The 17,869-nt window shown below is 52.9% G+C and carries 12 protein-coding genes; 5 read left to right on the top strand and 7 right to left on the bottom strand.

Features of this window, described 5'->3' with window-relative positions; all coding sequences use genetic code 11:
* Positions 1-50 precede the first annotated feature (50 nt).
* The 6 genes from ACXIZX_RS06090 to lrp all read right to left on the bottom strand — a co-directional run bounded on the left by ACXIZX_RS06090 (position 51) and on the right by lrp (position 9,055).
* A complete protein-coding gene (locus tag ACXIZX_RS06090) occupies positions 51-1,202 on the bottom strand; it encodes an MFS transporter (protein WP_479403778.1) in 1,152 nt (383 codons plus the stop codon).
* A 313-nt stretch (positions 1,203-1,515) separates the two neighbouring features.
* Entirely contained in the window at positions 1,516-2,808 is a 1,293-nt protein-coding gene (gene serS, locus ACXIZX_RS06085) for a serine--tRNA ligase (RefSeq protein WP_061717149.1), read from the bottom strand.
* Between the two features lie 99 nt (positions 2,809-2,907).
* A complete protein-coding gene (locus ACXIZX_RS06080) occupies positions 2,908-4,254 on the bottom strand; it encodes a replication-associated recombination protein A (protein WP_479403777.1) in 1,347 nt (448 codons plus the stop codon).
* 7 nt (positions 4,255-4,261) lie between these two features.
* Positions 4,262-4,873 (bottom strand): outer membrane lipoprotein periplasmic chaperone LolA, encoded by a 612-nt coding sequence (lolA, locus tag ACXIZX_RS06075; protein ID WP_008102417.1) that lies wholly within the window; start codon positions 4,871-4,873, stop codon positions 4,262-4,264.
* Positions 4,874-5,048: 175 nt separating this feature from the next.
* Entirely contained in the window at positions 5,049-8,441 is a 3,393-nt protein-coding gene (locus tag ACXIZX_RS06070) for a DNA translocase FtsK 4TM domain-containing protein (RefSeq protein ID WP_479403776.1), read from the bottom strand.
* A 119-nt stretch (positions 8,442-8,560) separates the two neighbouring features.
* Positions 8,561-9,055 (bottom strand): leucine-responsive transcriptional regulator Lrp, encoded by a 495-nt coding sequence (lrp, locus tag ACXIZX_RS06065; RefSeq protein WP_006118610.1) that lies wholly within the window; start codon positions 9,053-9,055, stop codon positions 8,561-8,563.
* A gap of 519 nt (positions 9,056-9,574) precedes the next feature.
* Here lrp and trxB point away from each other — a divergent pair.
* From trxB to infA, 5 genes are all read left to right on the top strand, one after another.
* Positions 9,575-10,540 carry a thioredoxin-disulfide reductase gene (trxB, locus tag ACXIZX_RS06060; RefSeq protein ID WP_061717155.1) on the top strand — a complete coding sequence of 322 codons (966 nt, stop codon included), beginning with the start codon at positions 9,575-9,577 and terminating at the stop codon, positions 10,538-10,540.
* Between the two features lie 145 nt (positions 10,541-10,685).
* A complete protein-coding gene (cydD, locus tag ACXIZX_RS06055) occupies positions 10,686-12,455 on the top strand; it encodes a heme ABC transporter permease/ATP-binding protein CydD (RefSeq protein WP_479403775.1) in 1,770 nt (589 codons plus the stop codon).
* Positions 12,455-14,185: a heme ABC transporter ATP-binding protein/permease CydC gene (gene cydC / locus ACXIZX_RS06050; protein WP_479403774.1), complete on the top strand. Its 1,731-nt coding sequence runs from the start codon at positions 12,455-12,457 to the stop codon at positions 14,183-14,185. The genes cydD and cydC overlap by 1 nt, the downstream gene beginning before the upstream one ends.
* Before the next feature lie 33 nt (positions 14,186-14,218).
* The gene (gene aat / locus ACXIZX_RS06045; RefSeq protein ID WP_036647907.1) at positions 14,219-14,911 is read left to right on the top strand and encodes a leucyl/phenylalanyl-tRNA--protein transferase; all 693 of its coding nucleotides are present in this window, start codon (positions 14,219-14,221) and stop codon (positions 14,909-14,911) included.
* A gap of 346 nt (positions 14,912-15,257) precedes the next feature.
* Complete coding sequence (infA, locus tag ACXIZX_RS06040) at positions 15,258-15,476, top strand: translation initiation factor IF-1 (protein ID WP_002211347.1); 219 nt, start codon at positions 15,258-15,260, stop codon at positions 15,474-15,476.
* Between the two features lie 90 nt (positions 15,477-15,566).
* Here infA and clpA read toward each other — a convergent pair whose 3' ends face one another.
* The gene (gene clpA / locus ACXIZX_RS06035) at positions 15,567-17,846 is read right to left on the bottom strand and encodes an ATP-dependent Clp protease ATP-binding subunit ClpA (RefSeq protein ID WP_008102430.1); all 2,280 of its coding nucleotides are present in this window, start codon (positions 17,844-17,846) and stop codon (positions 15,567-15,569) included.
* Between the last annotated feature and the right edge of the window lie 23 nt (positions 17,847-17,869).

Below are 17,869 nucleotides of genomic sequence, written 5' to 3'. Positions count from 1 at the left end.
ATCGGCATTAGAGCCGCTGGCTCCCCTTTTTACTATTTTATATTAATGCGTTAAGCATGTGCAACCGGCGTTGCCTGATGATCGGCTTTGCGCAGTAACATCACCAGATAAACCAGTGCAACTGCAGCAATCATCACAAACAGCAGGCGGTCAGAGTAGTTCTGCATCAGCATTGACGTCATTCCCGGCCCCACCAAACTACCCACGGTATAGCTGAACAGTAATGCCTGATTCATCGCCACTAACTCATGATGCGCCACGGTTTCGCACGCCCAGGACATCGCCACTGGGTAGAGAGTAAAACCCGCCAGACCCAGCACAAACAGTGCTGGCGCCATCGCAGCATCACCCAACATGGCAATCGCACCCAGAATGACCACGAACACTTGCACGCGCAGTACCATCAGGCGACCAAAGCGATCGGCTAAACGTCCTACTGGCCACTGGCCGACAATGCCCGAGCTGACCAGTAACGCCATCCAGTAACCGACGGTAGCATCACTCATGCCCTGATGCGACAGATACAAAGGCATCAAGCCATAAAGCGAGCCGAGAACGATACCGGAAATGATGCAGCCATTGATGCCGAGACGTGAACTACGACGGCGCAACATCACCCAAAGGCGACCCGTCGAGGCTTCTTCCGTCACAGCGCTGGCATTAACATGCACAAATACGACCGGCAACACCGCACAGATAATCAGCGCAGTCACCCACGGAATCACGTGGAGCAGCGCTGTCGACACACGACTCACCAACAACTGGCCGGCAACCGTGCCGAGGTAATAGATAATCATGTATGCCGCGAGCAACTGGCCACGATTACGTACGGTACCGCTGCATAATAAGGCGCTCTCAACCACCACCCAAATCAGTGCACAACCCACGCCTGCGGTGAAACGCAGCATGGTCCAGCTATAGAAACCATCCAGCATCACCATGCCCATGGTCGCCACGGCGAAAAGCACACTGGCGAGGTAGAAACAGCGATTAAAACCGTAACGAGTGATCAACCAGCCCGCGAGCAAAGTGCCCAGCAAATTACCGGTGTAATACGATGAGCTAGCCATACCCACTTGCCAGGTTGGCAATTGATCATGGGTAAGCCATAGCGGTACCAGCGTATTAAGCACAGCGATAGACACCGTCATGAGCATTAAGCCGCAAAGCAGCAAAACGACGGGGCGCGACCAGGTTGACATAGGGAATAAAACCAAAAGAGATGACGATAATTGCGCGCAGTTTGCCATTTGCTAATTTAAAGTCAATGTGCAAAAAATCGTCGCCGCACGATTTGCTGCAGCACAATTTATTTTATTTATCTTCAGCGGGTTAGAGGCAGGATGAAAGATAACAGGCAGGCATCTATCTAATTGAATTTATGATTTTTAATGGTTAATAGCCATTTATTGTCGATAACGTTTATTTCTGATTAATTCCAACTAAAAAATAATTATTTTTCAGCTTAAGAAACAAAAAACCCGGCATTGCCGGGCTTATATAATTGCACGTTGATTAGCCAACGAATTCCAGTCCGCCCATGTAAGGACGCAACACGTCAGGCACTTCAATGCGGCCATCTGCTTGCTGGTAGTTTTCCAGCACAGCAACCAGAGTACGACCCACCGCCAGACCAGAGCCGTTCAGCGTGTGCACCAAACGTGGTTTCTTGTCGGTTTTGCTGCGGCAGCGCGCCTGCATACGACGAGCCTGGAAATCACCCATGTTGGAGCAAGAGGAGATCTCACGATAGGTGCCCTGTGCTGGCAGCCAAACTTCCAGATCGTAAGTTTTGGCAGAACCGAAGCCCATATCGCCGGTGCAAAGCAGCACTTTACGGTATGGCAGATTGAGCAGCTGCAGCACTTTCTCTGCATGGCCGACCAACTCTTCCAGTGCGTCCATAGAAGTTTCAGGCGCCACAATCTGCACCATTTCCACTTTGTCGAACTGGTGCATACGGATTAAACCGCGCGTATCACGTCCGTACGAACCGGCTTCAGAACGGAAGCATGGCGTGTGTGCGGTGAGTTTGAGCGGCAAAGATTCTTCTTCAACGATTTCATCGCGCACCAGATTGGTCAGCGGCACTTCAGCGGTTGGGATCAACGCATAGTTGCTGCTACCTGCTTCTTCGCCCAGCGGCTTGGTATGGAACAGATCTTCACCAAATTTCGGCAGTTGTCCGGTTCCATACAGTGTTTCCTGATTAACCAGATACGGAACATAGGTTTCAAGATAACCATGCTGCTGCGTGTGCAGGTCAAGCATAAACTGGCTAAGCGCACGGTGCAGACGCGCAATCTGGCCCTGCATGACAATGAAACGTGAACCCGTCAGTTTAACCGCTGCGGCAAAATCCAGACCTTTGGCGGCTTCACCCAGCTCAACATGGTCTTTTACCGGGAAATCGAACTGGCGCGGCTGGCCCCAGCGGCTGACTTCCTGGTTCTCGCTGTCATCTTTACCCAACGGGACTTCGTCAACCGGGAGATTTGGCAATGCGAGGGCAAAGTCACGAATTTCGTTCTGCAGGGCATCCAGTTCTGCTTTAGCCGCATCCAGGCGTTCGCCCAGTGCGTTCACTTCCTGACGCAGCGGCTCGATGTCTTCCCCACGTGCTTTGGCCTGACCGATGGATTTGGATCGGGAATTACGCTCAGCTTGCAGATTCTCAGTTTCTACCTGCAAGACTTTACGACGCTCTTCAAGCGAACGTAAGGTTTCCACATCCAGTTTAAATCCTCGGCGTGCCAGTTTTTCTGCGACTGCGTCTGGCTCGTTACGCAGCAGGTTGGGATCGAGCATGCTAATCCTGTGTAATAAAAGGTTGATTGAACGAATGGCGGGACTTGCATCCCTATGGAATGCAATGAAATCCTTGCTCACCTTACCGTAAGGTGTTTATCAGCGGTAGCGTTTTATCGGGCTATTTTGATCCTGCTCAGCCAGCCAGGCGAGTTTTTCGCCAATTTTCCCTTCAAGCCCGCGATTAGTCGGTTGATAGTAGCGTGTCTGCGCCATTTCTGGCGGAAAATAGACTTCGCCAGCGGCATAGGCGTTAGTCTCGTCGTGCGCATAGCGATACTCTTTACCCAGCCCCATCTCCTTCATCAATTTGGTCGGAGCATTGCGTAAATGTTCCGGTACATCGTAGTCAGGAAATTCGCGGGCATCGCGCATCGCGGCTTTGAAAGCGGTGTAAACGGCATTACTTTTGGGTGCGCTGGCAAGGTAGACAATCGCCTGCGCAATCGCCCTTTCGCCTTCAGCTGGACCGACGCGCGTAAAACAATCCCAGGCCGCTAACGCAACTTGCATACCGCGCGGATCGGCGTTACCCACATCTTCCGAGGCGATAGCCAGCAAACGGCGGGCGACATAAAGCGGATCGCCGCCGGCGGTGATGATTCTTGCATACCAGTAAAGCGCCGCATCAGGTGCTGAACCGCGTACCGATTTATGCAGAGCGGAGATCAGATCGTAGAAACGATCGCCTTTGTTATCAAAACGCGCCGCTCTTTCACCGGAAACTTCGTTCAGCAATTGTGGCGTTAATTCACGCTGGCCTTCGGCGTTACTTTCGGCCATATCCGCCATCATTTCCAGCGTATTCAGTGCCCGACGCGCATCCCCGTTCACCAACTCTGCAATCATGCGGCGCGTATTATCCGGCAGCACAATATCGCTTTTGCCATAACCGCGATCGTCATCCTGCATCGCCTGCAGCAAAACCTGTTCGATATCAGCAGTGGTGAGAGATTTGAGTAAATAGACACGAGCACGCGATAGCAGCGCCGAGTTGAGCTCAAACGAGGGATTTTCGGTGGTGGCACCGATAAACGTGATGGTGCCATCTTCAATATGTGGCAGGAATGCATCCTGCTGACTTTTGTTAAAGCGATGAACTTCGTCGACAAACAGAATGGTGCGTCGGCCCACCAGACGATTTTGCCGGGCGCGCTCTATCGCTTCACGAATCTCTTTGACGCCAGAAGTCACCGCAGAAATCCGCTCAACATCAGCTTTACCGTAATGGGCGATGATTTCGGCTAATGTTGTTTTCCCTGTCCCCGGCGGTCCCCACAAAATCATCGAATGCAGATGCCCGGCCTCAATAGCGCGCGGCAGCGGTTTACCGGGCGCCAGCAAATGCTGCTGCCCAATGTAATGTTGCAGCGTAGCTGGCCGCATACGTGCGGCCAGCGGCTGAAACTCATTCGAAGGTGCGAAATCCAGAGACAGGTTACTCACCGTGACCTCACTGACGTTGATCGTCCACCGTTACCCCTTTTGGCGGCGTAAAGGTGAATTTGTCTGGGCTAATGGCGCCGTTGTTTTGGCTCTTCAGCTGATAATCGCTGTGCTGACCATCTTGCTCAATCGCGCTGAACTTATTGATGGTGCCAGACGATGTCACATTGATGGTGAACTGCTTGAGGTTGCCATCACTGCTCTTCGGCGTTAGCTCGAAATTATCGCCCTGCTGCTTGATGTTGTACTGTTTCCAGTCGCTTGGCTGATTACGCGCAATCAGCATAAACGGCGTATTACTTGCCGCATTTTGCAGCAGGCTAACGCTGGCTTGTTCAACGAAGGGATTGTAGAACCACAGGTTTTTGCCATCAGAAATAATTACGCTTTCGTCCGGCGCGGTCATGTGCCAGTTAAACAAACTTGGGCGCTTAACCCACAGCTCACCTTCACCATCCTGCACGTTAGCGCCGCTGCCATCGGTCACTTTCTGACTGAAGCTGGCATGGAAGCTGTTCACTTTATTGAGACGCTGTTGCAGATCGCTGGACGCATCCGCCAATACTGATGCGGAAACAAAACTGGCCAACAGGCCACAGGCAATAACGCGTAATTTCATCTGATTCGATTCCTTATTCATTGTTTCCCGACACTTACTGCATTAAACGTAGTTGCCGTCCTGTCTCTTCGACAGGAGAAAAAGCCGAAAGCTCCCGAAGATATGGGGATCGACCAACAGATAAACAATGGGCCAGTGTTAACTGGCCCATAAGCAGACAATCACACGCGATAATTTACATTTCGTGTGGCGGCGGTGAAAGCACTTCACGGTTGCCATTGTGTCCCGGTTCAGAAACGATGCCCTGCGCTTCCATCTGCTCGATGATGCGTGCAGCACGGTTATAACCGATACGGAACTGACGCTGAACCCCAGAGATGGACGCCCGGCGTTTTTCCACCACGAAAGAGACGGCCTGATCGAACAGCGGATCCAGCTCTTCATCACCCATCATACCGCCAGCCGCGCTATCGCTCTCTTCACCAGCAGTAATGCTTTCGATGTATTGCGGGCGACCGCGTGCTTTCCAGTCCTGAACGACCGCATGGACTTCCTGATCGCGCACGAATGCACCGTGCACACGCACTGGCATTGAGGAGTTTGGCGGCATGTACAGCATGTCACCCATGCCCAGCAGCGATTCCGCACCGCCCTGATCGAGGATGGTGCGTGAGTCGATCTTACTGGAAACGGTAAAGGCGATACGCGTCGGGATGTTGGCTTTGATCAGACCGGTAATCACATCGACCGACGGACGCTGTGTCGCCAGCACCAGGTGAATACCCGCCGCACGTGCTTTCTGTGCCAGACGAGCAATCAACTCTTCAACTTTCTTACCGACCGCCATCATCAGATCGGCAAATTCATCGACCAGTACCACGATATAAGGCAGTTTTTCCAGCACCGGCGGCGTGGTGTCCATGCTATCGCCCGGCTTCCAGAACGGATCGGGAATTGGTCGGCCCATCGCTGCAGCCTGCTCAATCTTCTCGTTATATCCGGCAAGATTACGCACGCCCAATGCAGACATCAGCTTATAACGACGCTCCATTTCACCAACACTCCAGCGCAGCGCATTAGCCGCATCTTTCATATCGGTAACCACTTCCGTCAGCAAGTGCGGAATGCCTTCATAGACTGACAGCTCAAGCATTTTCGGGTCGATCATGATAAAGCGCACTTCTTCCGGCGTGGCTTTATACAACATGCTGATGATCATGGTGTTAACGCCCACCGATTTACCGGAACCAGTGGTACCGGCAACCAGCAAGTGAGGCATCTTCGCTAAATCAGCCACAACCGGCTGGCCAGCAATGTCCTTGCCCAACACCACTGCAAGCGGTGACGGATTTTCACGGAATTTAGGGCAATCCAGCACTTCGCGCAGATAAACGGTTTGACGATGTTTATTTGGCAGTTCAAGCCCAACATAAGGCTTGCCTGGAATCACTTCCACCACGCGCACGGCAACCGCTGACAATGAACGCGCCAGGTCACGCGACAAGTTAGAGATACGTGAAGCTTTAACGCCTGGCGCTAAGTCGAGCTCAAAACGGGTGATGACTGGCCCAGGCGAAATACCTACTACTTCCGCCTTCACACGATAATCCGCCAGTCGAGCCTCAACCAGTCGCGCCGTTTGCTCAAGTGCAAACATATCCACCGGCTCTTCTTCTGCCGGTGGTGACGTGAGCAGATCCAGCGTTGGCAGCGGCGTAGAGGGTTTTTCCAGCGGCTGTTCATGGCGTACCAGGAACGGATGGAACAAGCTATCCTGCGCTGGCGCTGCAGGTTTCACTGGCGCAGGCGGCGCAGAATAGGCTTCCTGTTCCGGTGACGACCACGGGCTCGATTCAGCACTCAATGAAGGTAATGACGCTGGCTCCGGCGCAGCGGGTTGCTGCCACTGCGCGGGTTCTTCTGGCTCTGGCGTTGCAGAGATCGTAAACAGCGGCTCGCTTGGACTGTCGTCGACCAGATCTTTCATTGGCGAAAAATCAAAAGCAGACGATGTGTCCAGATTAAAGACCGGCGCTTCTTTCACTTCAGGTTCGTTATAGCGTTGCTGCTGCTGATCGGCGAACTGACGTGCCAGTTGAGCCTGCTGCAATGCATCTTCATCCTCAGGCTCAGACGCATCCTGCCAGCTTTCGCCATAACGATTCTGCTGCTGTGATGCGAAGGCTTCCCGCAACTGCGCCTCTTGCAGCTCAACATCATCTTCCTGTGGTGGAACGCTGTAAGACGCGGTGACTTCCGGCTGTTGCTGCTCAGCATCTTTAGCCTGCTCTTCCGCCATGCGCTGCGAAGGCAACTTAATGCCGTACGACGCTAACTCGCGTCGTGTTGGCAACTTAACCTTATTCGGACGCGGCAACTCTGGGCCAATGCCCTGCTTGACCTGCGGGTTGTAATCACGCTCTGGCACGATATCGAAGGCAGGCGAATAAGCAGCAGTTGAAGACGCTGCTTTAACTGCTCCTGCAGCCAGTGAAGCGGCGGCGAGACTGTTTAAAGGCGCTGAAGATGGAGCAGTATCCTGCCAGTTGCCCATGCTCGGGCCCTCATCGTCATCAGCCGGCGAAAACGGCGAAGGTGTCGGTGCCGGTTCATTTGGCATCTCGAAACGATAGAGCGGCATAGAAGGTTGCGCGATCGGTTCGGGCGCCGCAGCGACAGGCTGTGGAACCGAAGTTGGCTGGGCACCAGGTTCAGCAACGCGCGGCATTGCGGCAGGTTCTGCAGACGCACTTGCCGCAGGCTGCGTAGTTGCAGGGGTTTGCTGTGCGGCTTGCGTGGTAACCGCAATTGCAGCGGCAGTTGCCGCACAGGCCTTCGCCAGCAGTGGATCGTCGCCCAACTCTGCAACAACGGGTTCGCTCATCTTGCGCGGTTTGGCTAACAAGACATCGTCTTCTTCATTTGCAGGCTGTAAAGCAGGCATTGAAGGTGACACCTCATCAGCGTGCTCTTCGTCGTCGTATTCTTCTTCCTGCCAGGGTTCGTCATGCCGTGAACGGTTGCTGGCAAAGGTCAGAACACCCATTACAACGCCGCCGATCTTCTCGGCAATCGTCAGCCATGACCAACCGGTATAAAGGGTGATCCCGGCAGCCCAGACGCAAAGCAGCGTTAAAGTGCCGCCAGCGGAACTGAACCACGGCGCCATCGCATTACTGACCAGGCTGCCAATGACGCCGCCGGAAGCAAAGTACCAGATATCATCAACGTTGAGCGCCGCAAGACCACAGGTGGTTACCACCAGGGCCAGTACGCCAATCAGACGTAAACCCACGGCAAAGTAGTCGATGTAATCCTGGCGATCGCGTTGGCGGAAAGTGATCCAACACAGACCAATAATGACGGGAGGAATGGCGTAAGCCATCACGCCAAAAATGAACAATAGCGTATCGGCCAGCCATGCGCCGACGCTACCACCCAAATTATGGATAGGTTCGTGCCATGCGGTTTGTGACCAGCTTGGATCTGAAGGGTTAAAACTAACCAGTGACACCATCAAATAGATGGCGAACAAGGCCACAAGAATGAGCAACGCTTCCAGCAGACGACGTCCACTGCTCAGCGGTTGTAACGAAACATCTTTATCTTCTGTATATTCCTGGCTCAAGAGAACTCTCCAGGTGCCTGTAAATTAAGAAGGCAACAACGTCGGGCATGCCCGACGCTGGTCCTGTATGAATTCACAGGAGTGTACCGAAATCCTGCAAGCTTTGCACCTGCCCTGCACTACCGGGTTTTGATCACCAGACGATTGCTCTGTTTGACCTCTTCCATCACCACGTAAGTACGGGTGTCGTTTACGCCCGGCAGACGCAGCAAGGTTTCACCCAGCAGTTTACGATAAGCGGACATATCTGGTACGCGGGTTTTCAGCAGGTAGTCAAAGTCACCGGAAACGAGGTGACATTCTTGAGTTTCCTCAAGTTTTTGCACAGCGGCGTTAAATTGTTCAAACACATCTGGCGCACCACGATTCAGAGTAATCTCAACGAAAACCAGCAGTGAAGCATCCAGATAATGGGGATTGAGCTGCGCAGTGTAGCCCAGAATGAAGCCTTGACGCTCGAGGCGACGTACGCGCTCAAGACAAGGAGTTGGCGATAATCCAACACGTTTGGAAAGCTCGACATTGGAAATTCGACCGTCTTTCTGCAGTTCATTCAGAATATTTCTGTCGATACGATCTAAATCTTTTCCGGGGCGTTTCTTATTGTCTACCATTATTATTGTCTCTCTTAATTCCTTCCCTTTACCTGCCACACCCTGAAAACGCTCATTGTTCAGGGCCTTACTGAAGTGAAGACCATAAGCCTGTGCAGTAACGCGTCCATCCGTATGACGCATGTTGTCTGTCCACATCATGCGTCACTACCAATGTCAGGCTGAGTTTATTCGGCTAAAAAGGCCAAAACAGAAATGAAATTCTGTTTTGAATCGCTAAATATTCTCTGCTTCTCCCAATGTTTTCGCAAAAGCGCAGGCGATTGTCAAAGTAAAACATCCAAATTCAGTACAAGATGCCAGATAGAGTTCTGGGTTGCTGTTTTTAAATGAGAATTTTTATGCTGCTGCACCACTAATTGCCGAGCATTGCCCCCTTTTGGCGCAACGCGCGTGCAAAATTTACACTCATCGTCTACGCCGCTCGCAGTGATTGTTAACAAAATTGCTGAAGCCTTTTTTTGCGACGTTAATTTCCCTACAATCAAAAACTATGTTGTCAGAAAAATTGAGGAACGCATGAGTACGGCCAAACACAGTAAGCTGCTCATTCTGGGCTCCGGCCCTGCCGGTTACACTGCTGCGGTATATGCAGCGCGCGCTAACCTGAATCCGGTATTAATCACCGGGCTGGAAAAAGGGGGTCAGCTCACCACCACCACCGAGGTGGAGAACTGGCCAGGCGATGCAAACGATCTGACCGGTCCAGCGTTGATGGAACGCATGCAAGAGCATGCTGAGAAATTCAACACCGAGATCATTTTTGACCACATTCATACCGTCGATTTGCAGAACCGTCCGTTCCGTCTGGTCGGCGACAGCGGTGAATACACTGCTGATGCCTTGATCATCGCAACTGGCGCCTCAGCGCGCTACCTCGGTCTGCCATCAGAAGAAGCGTTCAAGGGCAAAGGCGTATCTGCTTGCGCGACCTGTGACGGTTTCTTCTACCGCAACCAGAAAGTTGCCGTGATTGGTGGAGGCAACACCGCCGTTGAGGAAGCACTTTACCTGGCTAACATTGCCGCTGAAGTGCATCTGATTCACCGTCGCGACAGCTTCCGCGCGGAGAAAATCCTCATCGACCGTCTGATGGAAAAAGTGCGTAATGGCAACATCGTGCTGCACACCGATCGCACGTTGGACGAAGTGGTCGGCGATCAAATGGGCGTGACAGGCTTGAAACTGCTTTCTACCAAAGGTGAAGCGGCGGAATCACTCGATGTCGCTGGTCTGTTTGTCGCTATCGGCCACAGTCCAAATACCGCAATCTTTGATGGTCAGCTGGATTTAGAAAATGGCTACATCAAAGTGCAGTCTGGTTTGCATGGTAACGCCACTCAAACCAGCATCCCAGGCGTGTTCGCTGCCGGCGATGTGATGGATCATATTTATCGCCAGGCCATTACCTCTGCCGGTACCGGCTGTATGGCTGCGTTGGATGCGGAACGCTTCCTCGATGGACTGGTTAAAAACGATAAGTAAGTTGTTAATAACCTGATCATAATCGCCAGAAGGCGGCCAGTTTTGGTCGCCTTTTTTGTTACCTGCGTGCTACAGTTCACGCGCCCGACATTGCTGAGTTTTCATCCGGGATTCACATCTCTTTTGAGTTACCAAACGGCATCGCATGAACAAATCACGGCAACAAGAACTTCTCCGCTGGCTCCGTCAGCAACGTCATCACGGTGCGCGCAACTTGCGTGTGGCTTCGCTGTTGGGTTTTGCTGGCGCATTGGTGATTATCGCCCAAGCCTGGTTACTGGCTTCACTGTTGCAAAATCTGCTTGTGGCACAACAGCCGCGCGCCTCGCTGCTCATCGATTTTCTATTGTTGCTGCTGTGCTTTGTCTTACGTGCTGGATTGCATTACGCCCGCGAAATGGCAGGACATCGCGCTGGCGTCGCCATTCGCCGTGCGCTGCGTCAGCAGGTTCTGGATCGCCTCAATGTGCTCGGTCCCGCCTGGATTCAGGGTAAACCCGCAGGCAGCTGGGCTACGCTGCTGCTCGAACAAATCGAAGAGATGCAGGAATACTACGCGCGCTATCTGCCACAAATGTCGCTGGCAGTCTTTATTCCATTAGCTATTTTGATCGCCATTTTCCCGATTAACTGGGCGGCAGGATTGATTCTGCTGGTGACCGCGCCACTTATTCCCCTGTTTATGGCGATGGTTGGTATGGGCGCGGCTGATGCTAACCGCCGCAACTTTGTTGCTCTCGCCCGTCTTAGCGGTGATTTTTACGATCGTCTGCGTGGACGTGAAACGCTGCGCTTGTTCTATCGCGGCGCGGCAGAGCAAGAAGCGATTGCCGCCAGCACCACCGATTTCCGTCAACGCACCATGGAAGTGTTGCGCCTGGCGTTTCTCTCTTCCGCCGTGCTGGAGTTTTTTGCCTCACTGGCGATTGCTGTCGTCGCGGTCTATTTCGGTTTCTCTTACCTTGGCGAACTGAATTTTGGTCATTACAGCACCGGCGTAACCCTGTTTGCCGGTTTCCTGGCCTTAATTCTGGCACCTGAATTTTTCCAGCCGTTGCGGGACTTAGGCACCTTTTATCACGCCAAAGCGCAAGCGATTGGCGGAGCTGATGCGCTGGACCAATTTCTACGTGAAAGTCCCGATCCAGCCATAGAGCATGGTTCTCGTGAGCTTTCCCTCTCTGCACCGCTACATATCCAAGCGCAGAATTTGGTGGTGATAACCGCCAGCGGTGAAGCGCTGTCTCAATCGCTGAATTTTACTCTCGACGCCGGTAAGCGCGTGGCGTTAGTAGGACAAAGCGGCGCAGGGAAAACCGCGCTGATGAACGTCTTGCTGGGTTTCCTGCCTTATCAAGGTTCGCTGCAGATCAATGGACAGGAGCTGCGCGATATCAGCCGCGATAGCTGGCAAAAACATATCGCGTGGGTTGGCCAAAATCCCCATTTACCCGCGCAAACGCTGCGCGAAAATCTGCTGCTCAATAGCCGCATTGATGACGCTACGCTCATGACGGTTCTACGGCGCGCGGGTGTTAATGAATTTTTAGATCGTCTGCCACAAGGATTAGATACCGTTTTAGGCGATGGCGGCGTGGGTCTTTCCGTCGGTCAGGCGCAGCGTATTGCCGTAGCGCGTGCATTGCTTAAACCAGCGCAATTGCTGCTGCTTGATGAGCCCGGTTCCGGACTGGATAGCCAGAGCGAGCAGCATGTCATCAATGCCTTGCAACAAGCAGCCACTCAGCAAACCACGTTGATGATCACACACCAACTTTACGAGCTCGCGAGTTGGGATGAAGTGTGGGTGATGCAGGCGGGGCAACTGGTGCAACAAGGTCATTGGCAGGAGCTGATTGAACAAGATGGACCACTGCGTGAAATGGCGCAGCATCGTCAAAAGGAGATCGCATAATGAACGATTTATTGCCTTTCCTGCGTCTGTTTAGCCGTCATCCATGGCGTTTAGGACTTGGCGTTGTTCTTGCCATCATCACCTTGCTTGCCAGTATTGGACTGCTTACGTTATCCGGCTGGTTCCTCGCCGCCTCTTCACTGGCGGGCGTAGCGGGACTTTACACGTTCAACTATATGTTGCCCGCAGCTGGTGTACGTGGCGCGGCGATCACGCGAACAGCTGCGCGTTATTTTGAGCGCCTGGTGAGCCACGATGCCACCTTCCGTGTGCTGCAACATTTGCGCGTATTTACCTTTGGCAAACTCATCGCCCTCGCGCCAGAACAGCTGGCTCGTTTTCGTCAGGGCGAGTTACTCAACCGTTTTGTCAGCGACGTCGATACACTCGACCATCTCTATCTGCGTGTAATCTCGCCGCTAATAGGTGCAGCCGTGGTGATTGTGGTGGTCACCTGCGGTTTGGCGCTACTGGACGTGCCGTTAGCTTTGCTGCTCGGCGGCATCATGCTTTTGACGCTATTGCTTATGCCGCCGCTATTCTGGCGGCTTGGCACTTCAGCCGGACACCAGATTGCCCAGCATCAGGCCATCTGGCGCATGCAGTTGACGCACTGGATTACTGGTCTGTCCGAGCTGAAAATTTATGGCGCTGCACATCTGTGGCGCGCCCAGTTTGATCGCGAAGAACTCAACTGGCAACAGGCGCAACGCAGACAGCATCGCCTGCAGGCGCTGGCGCAAAGTCTGCTACTGGTCATCAGCGGCGCAACGGTGACGCTGTTGTTATGGATCTCCGCCAATGGCGTAGGGGGAAACAGTGCACCGGGCGCATTTATCGCGCTGTTTGTGTTCTGCGGACTGGCGGCATTCGAAGCGCTGGCCCCAGTTGCCGGAGCGTTTCTGCCGCTTTCGCAGGTGACCAGCGCCGCTAAGCGGGTACAGGAAATCATTGAACAGCCCGCTGCGATACATTTTCCCTACGCTAAAATCAGTAGTGCTTCAGGTATTAACCTGAAAATGGAAAACATCAGTTTCAGCTATCCGCAGCGTCCTGAACCGGTGTTGCAGCATTTCTCTCTATCGCTAAATGCAGGCGAACATCTGGCGCTGCTCGGTCCAACCGGCTGCGGCAAATCCAGCCTGCTGGCGCTGATTACCCGAGGTTGGGAAGCGCAACGAGGTTCGATTAGCCTGAACGACAACGATATCGCTTTATGGGATGAAGCTTCGCTGCGCAGCCGCATTAGCGTGGTAACACAGCGCGTGCATCTGTTTAGCCAAACGCTACGCGACAATTTGTTGCTGGCAAAACCTGATGCCAGTGATGTGCAACTGGTTGATGCATTAAACAAGGTCGATCTGGCTCATTTGGCCGAACACAACGAAGGATTGAACGCATGGATGGGCGATGGCGGTCGACCGTTATCTGGCGGTGAACTGCGTCGTCTGGCAATTGCGCGCGCTCTGCTGCACGATGGCGATTTGTGGCTGCTGGATGAACCCACTGAAGGTCTTGATGCCAGCACCGAGCAGCAGATTCTGACGCTATTGCAGCACGTCACCCGCGGTAAAACGCTGATTATGGTGACGCATCGCTTAAGCGGTTTAGATGCCATGGACCGTATTTGCGTTATGGATCAGGGACAGATTATCGAATCCGGTTCACACGCCGAATTAATCTCAAAAGCAGGCCGCTACTGGCGTTTCCATCAGCGCTTTACGCTATAGTCTTAGCCAACAGCCCTGAGTGTGATTGACGCAATGAGACTGATACAGCTTTCACGAGATTCATTAAATTTCCCACCACCGGAAATGGCGCTGCGCGAGCCCAATGGATTACTGGCGATGGGCGGCGATCTCTCCCCTGCTCGCCTGATGAATGCTTATCAGCGTGGCATTTTCCCGTGGTTTTCTCCGGGAGATCCGATTCTTTGGTGGTCGCCGGATCCCCGCGCGGTAATGCTGCCAGAATCTTTCCATCTCAGCCGCAGTATGGCGCGCTTCCATAAGCGCTCACCGTATCGGGTTACCATGAATCATGCATTTCCACAGGTGCTGGAAGGCTGCGCCAGCGGTCGACAGGAAGGTACGTGGATTACATTTGAAGTGAAACGTGCGTGGCTACGGTTGTACGAACTGGGCCATGCACATTCGATCGAAGTCTGGTGCGATCAGCAACTGGTTGGCGGGATGTATGGCCTGGCGCTGGGGCAAATTTTTTGCGGTGAATCGATGTTTAGCCGTCAGGAAAATGCTTCGAAAACCGCACTCTGGGTATTCGCGCAACATTTTCTCGCGCATCAGGGCCGACTGATTGATTGTCAGGTACTGAACCCGCATACCGCTTCCCTTGGTGCGGTTGAAATTCCCCGCGTCGATTATCTACAGTACGTGCAAACGCTGGCGTGGCAACCGGTTTCCGAGAGTTGCTGGCAAACACAAACCCTTTTTTGACATCGGTCACCGATGTTTTGCACACAATTCCCGACAAAAGTGATACAATAAGCGAGTTTGGTATGTCGTCCGCGCTTCGCTGTGGCGAGCCGGAATTGCCAGGTTGGGAATCTCACACATTTCCCGAAGCTGTTTTGATTGTGCAACTGATGCCGATTGCTACAGATTCTTAGCCCGCTAATCCCCCGCAGACGTCAAAAAACACCCTAATTTATCCGTACTGCACGCGCAACGGCGCGACGCACGGCGAAGCGTTGGCAAAATCATCAACGGTTCTTTACATAAATCATGGAATTCGGCATTATCTTGCCGGTTCAACAGTTTGGTAGTACACCCAGAGGATTCGATGGCCAAAGAAGACAATATTGAAATGCAAGGTACCGTACTGGATACGTTACCGAACACCATGTTCCGCGTAGAGCTTGAAAACGGGCACGTGGTTACCGCTCATATCTCCGGTAAAATGCGCAAAAACTACATCCGCATCCTGACGGGCGACAAAGTGACTGTCGAGTTGACCCCGTACGACCTGAGCAAAGGCCGCATTGTCTTCCGTAGTCGCTAAGTAAATATTCACATCTCGCGATGGTTATATTTACATAGCGCGAAAAAAAGGCCGGATTCGCATCCGGCCTTTTTCATATCTGCATTTCGCTTAGTGCACCGTACCTTCGGTTTTACGTTTCTCGGCACTCAGGAAGTGGTAAGTAAGCTGGTTTTTATCTTTATCCAGCGCTACTGATACCGATCCACCATCAACCAGCGAACCAAACAGCAGTTCATTCGCCAACGGTTTCTTCAGATTTTCCTGTACGGCACGTGCCATCGGACGCGCACCCATCGCTTTGTCGTAACCTTTATCAGCCAGCCAATCGCGCGCATCATCGCTAACTTCCAGCGATACGCCCTTCGCATCCAGCTGAGCCTGCAACTCGACGATGAATTTATCCACTACCTGATGAATCACTTCCTGAGACAGGTGACGGAACCAGATAATGTTGTCGAGACGGTTACGGAACTCTGGCGTAAAGATCTTTTTGATCTCTTCCATCGCGTCAGTACTGTTGTCCTGATGAATCAGACCAATCGACTTACGTTCAGTCTCGCGTACACCGGCGTTGGTGGTCATCACCAGCACCACATTGCGGAAGTCTGCTTTACGGCCGTTGTTATCGGTCAGCATACCGTTGTCCATCACCTGCAGCAGCAGGTTGAAGACATCCGGGTGCGCTTTCTCGATTTCATCCAGCAGCACCACAGCGTGCGGATGTTTAATTACCGCATCTGTCAGCAAACCGCCCTGATCGAAGCCAACATAGCCCGGAGGCGCACCAATCAAACGGCTTACGGTATGACGTTCCATATACTCAGACATATCAAAACGCAGCAGCTCGATACCCAGCGCTTTAGCTAGCTGGACAGTAACTTCTGTTTTACCGACACCGGTTGGCCCCGCAAACAGGAAGGAACCAACCGGTTTACGATCCTGACCCAAACCTGCACGGCTCATCTTGATTGCTTCAGTCAGTGCTTCAATCGCATTATCCTGACCAAATACCAGCATCTTCAGACGATCGCCGAGATTTTTCAGCGTATCACGATCGGTCGCTGACACGCTCTGCTCAGGAATACGCGCAATGCGCGCCACCACCGTTTCGATATCCGAAACGTTGACGGTTTTCTTACGCTTGCTGACCGGCACCAGGCGCGCACGCGCACCGGCTTCGTCGATCACGTCAATAGCTTTATCCGGCAGATGACGATCGTTGATGTATTTCACCGCCAGTTCCACCGCCGCACGCACCGCTTTCGCGGTATAACGCACATCATGGTGCGCTTCGTACTTCGGCTTCAGACCGTTAAGGATCTGCACGGTCTCTTCCACAGAAGGCTCGGTAATATCGATCTTCTGGAAACGACGCGCCAGCGCACGATCCTTCTCAAAGATATTGCTGAATTCCTGATAAGTGGTTGAACCCATCACGCGGATTTTACCGCTGGAGAGCAATGGTTTGATCAGGTTTGCCGCATCAACCTGGCCACCCGATGCTGCACCAGCACCGATAATGGTATGAATTTCATCAATAAACAGGATGCTGTTACTATCCTGTTCCAGCTGTTTTAGCAGCGCTTTGAAACGTTTTTCAAAATCACCACGGTATTTGGTACCCGCCAGCAGCGAACCGATGTCGAGTGAATAGATGGTGCACTCTTTCATCACTTCCGGTACGTCGCCCTGCACAATGCGCCAGGCAAGTCCTTCAGCAATCGCGGTTTTACCCACACCCGATTCACCCACCAGCAGCGGGTTATTCTTACGACGACGGCATAACACCTGAACAGTACGTTCCAGCTCTTTATCGCGGCCGATCAGCGGATCGATACCGCCGACACGAGCAAGCTGATTAAGATTGGTGGTGAAGTTTTCCATACGATCCTCCCCGCCTGCTTGCTCTTCGTTAACCGGATTCTCCGCGTTGTTCTGCGGCTGGCCGGGTTCGTCTTTACGCGTACCATGGGAGATGAAGTTCACCACATCGAGGCGGCTCACTTCGTGTTTGCGCAACAGATAAGCCGCTTGCGACTCCTGCTCGCTGAAAATCGCGACCAGCACGTTCGCGCCTGCGACTTCGCTGCGACCGGAAGACTGGACATGGAATACCGCGCGCTGCAACACGCGCTGGAAGCTGAGCGTAGGTTGGGTATCGCGCTCCTCTTCACTGGCAGGCAGCACCGGCGTGGTTTGTTCGATGAAGGCTTCGAGTTCCTGACGCAGAGCCACGATATCCACCGAGCAAGCTTCCAGTGCCTCTCTGGCCGACGGGTTACTGAGCAATGCCAGCAACAGATGCTCGACGGTCATAAACTCATGACGGTGCTCGCGCGCTCTGGCGAAAGCCATATTTAAACTGAGTTCCAGTTCTTGATTGAGCATTTGGCACCTCCCCCAATTATCGC

The organism is Candidatus Pantoea symbiotica, from assembly GCF_056491525.1.
The sequence above is the reverse complement of the archived record's forward strand: the minus strand, read 5'-3'. Positions and strand labels throughout refer to the sequence as shown.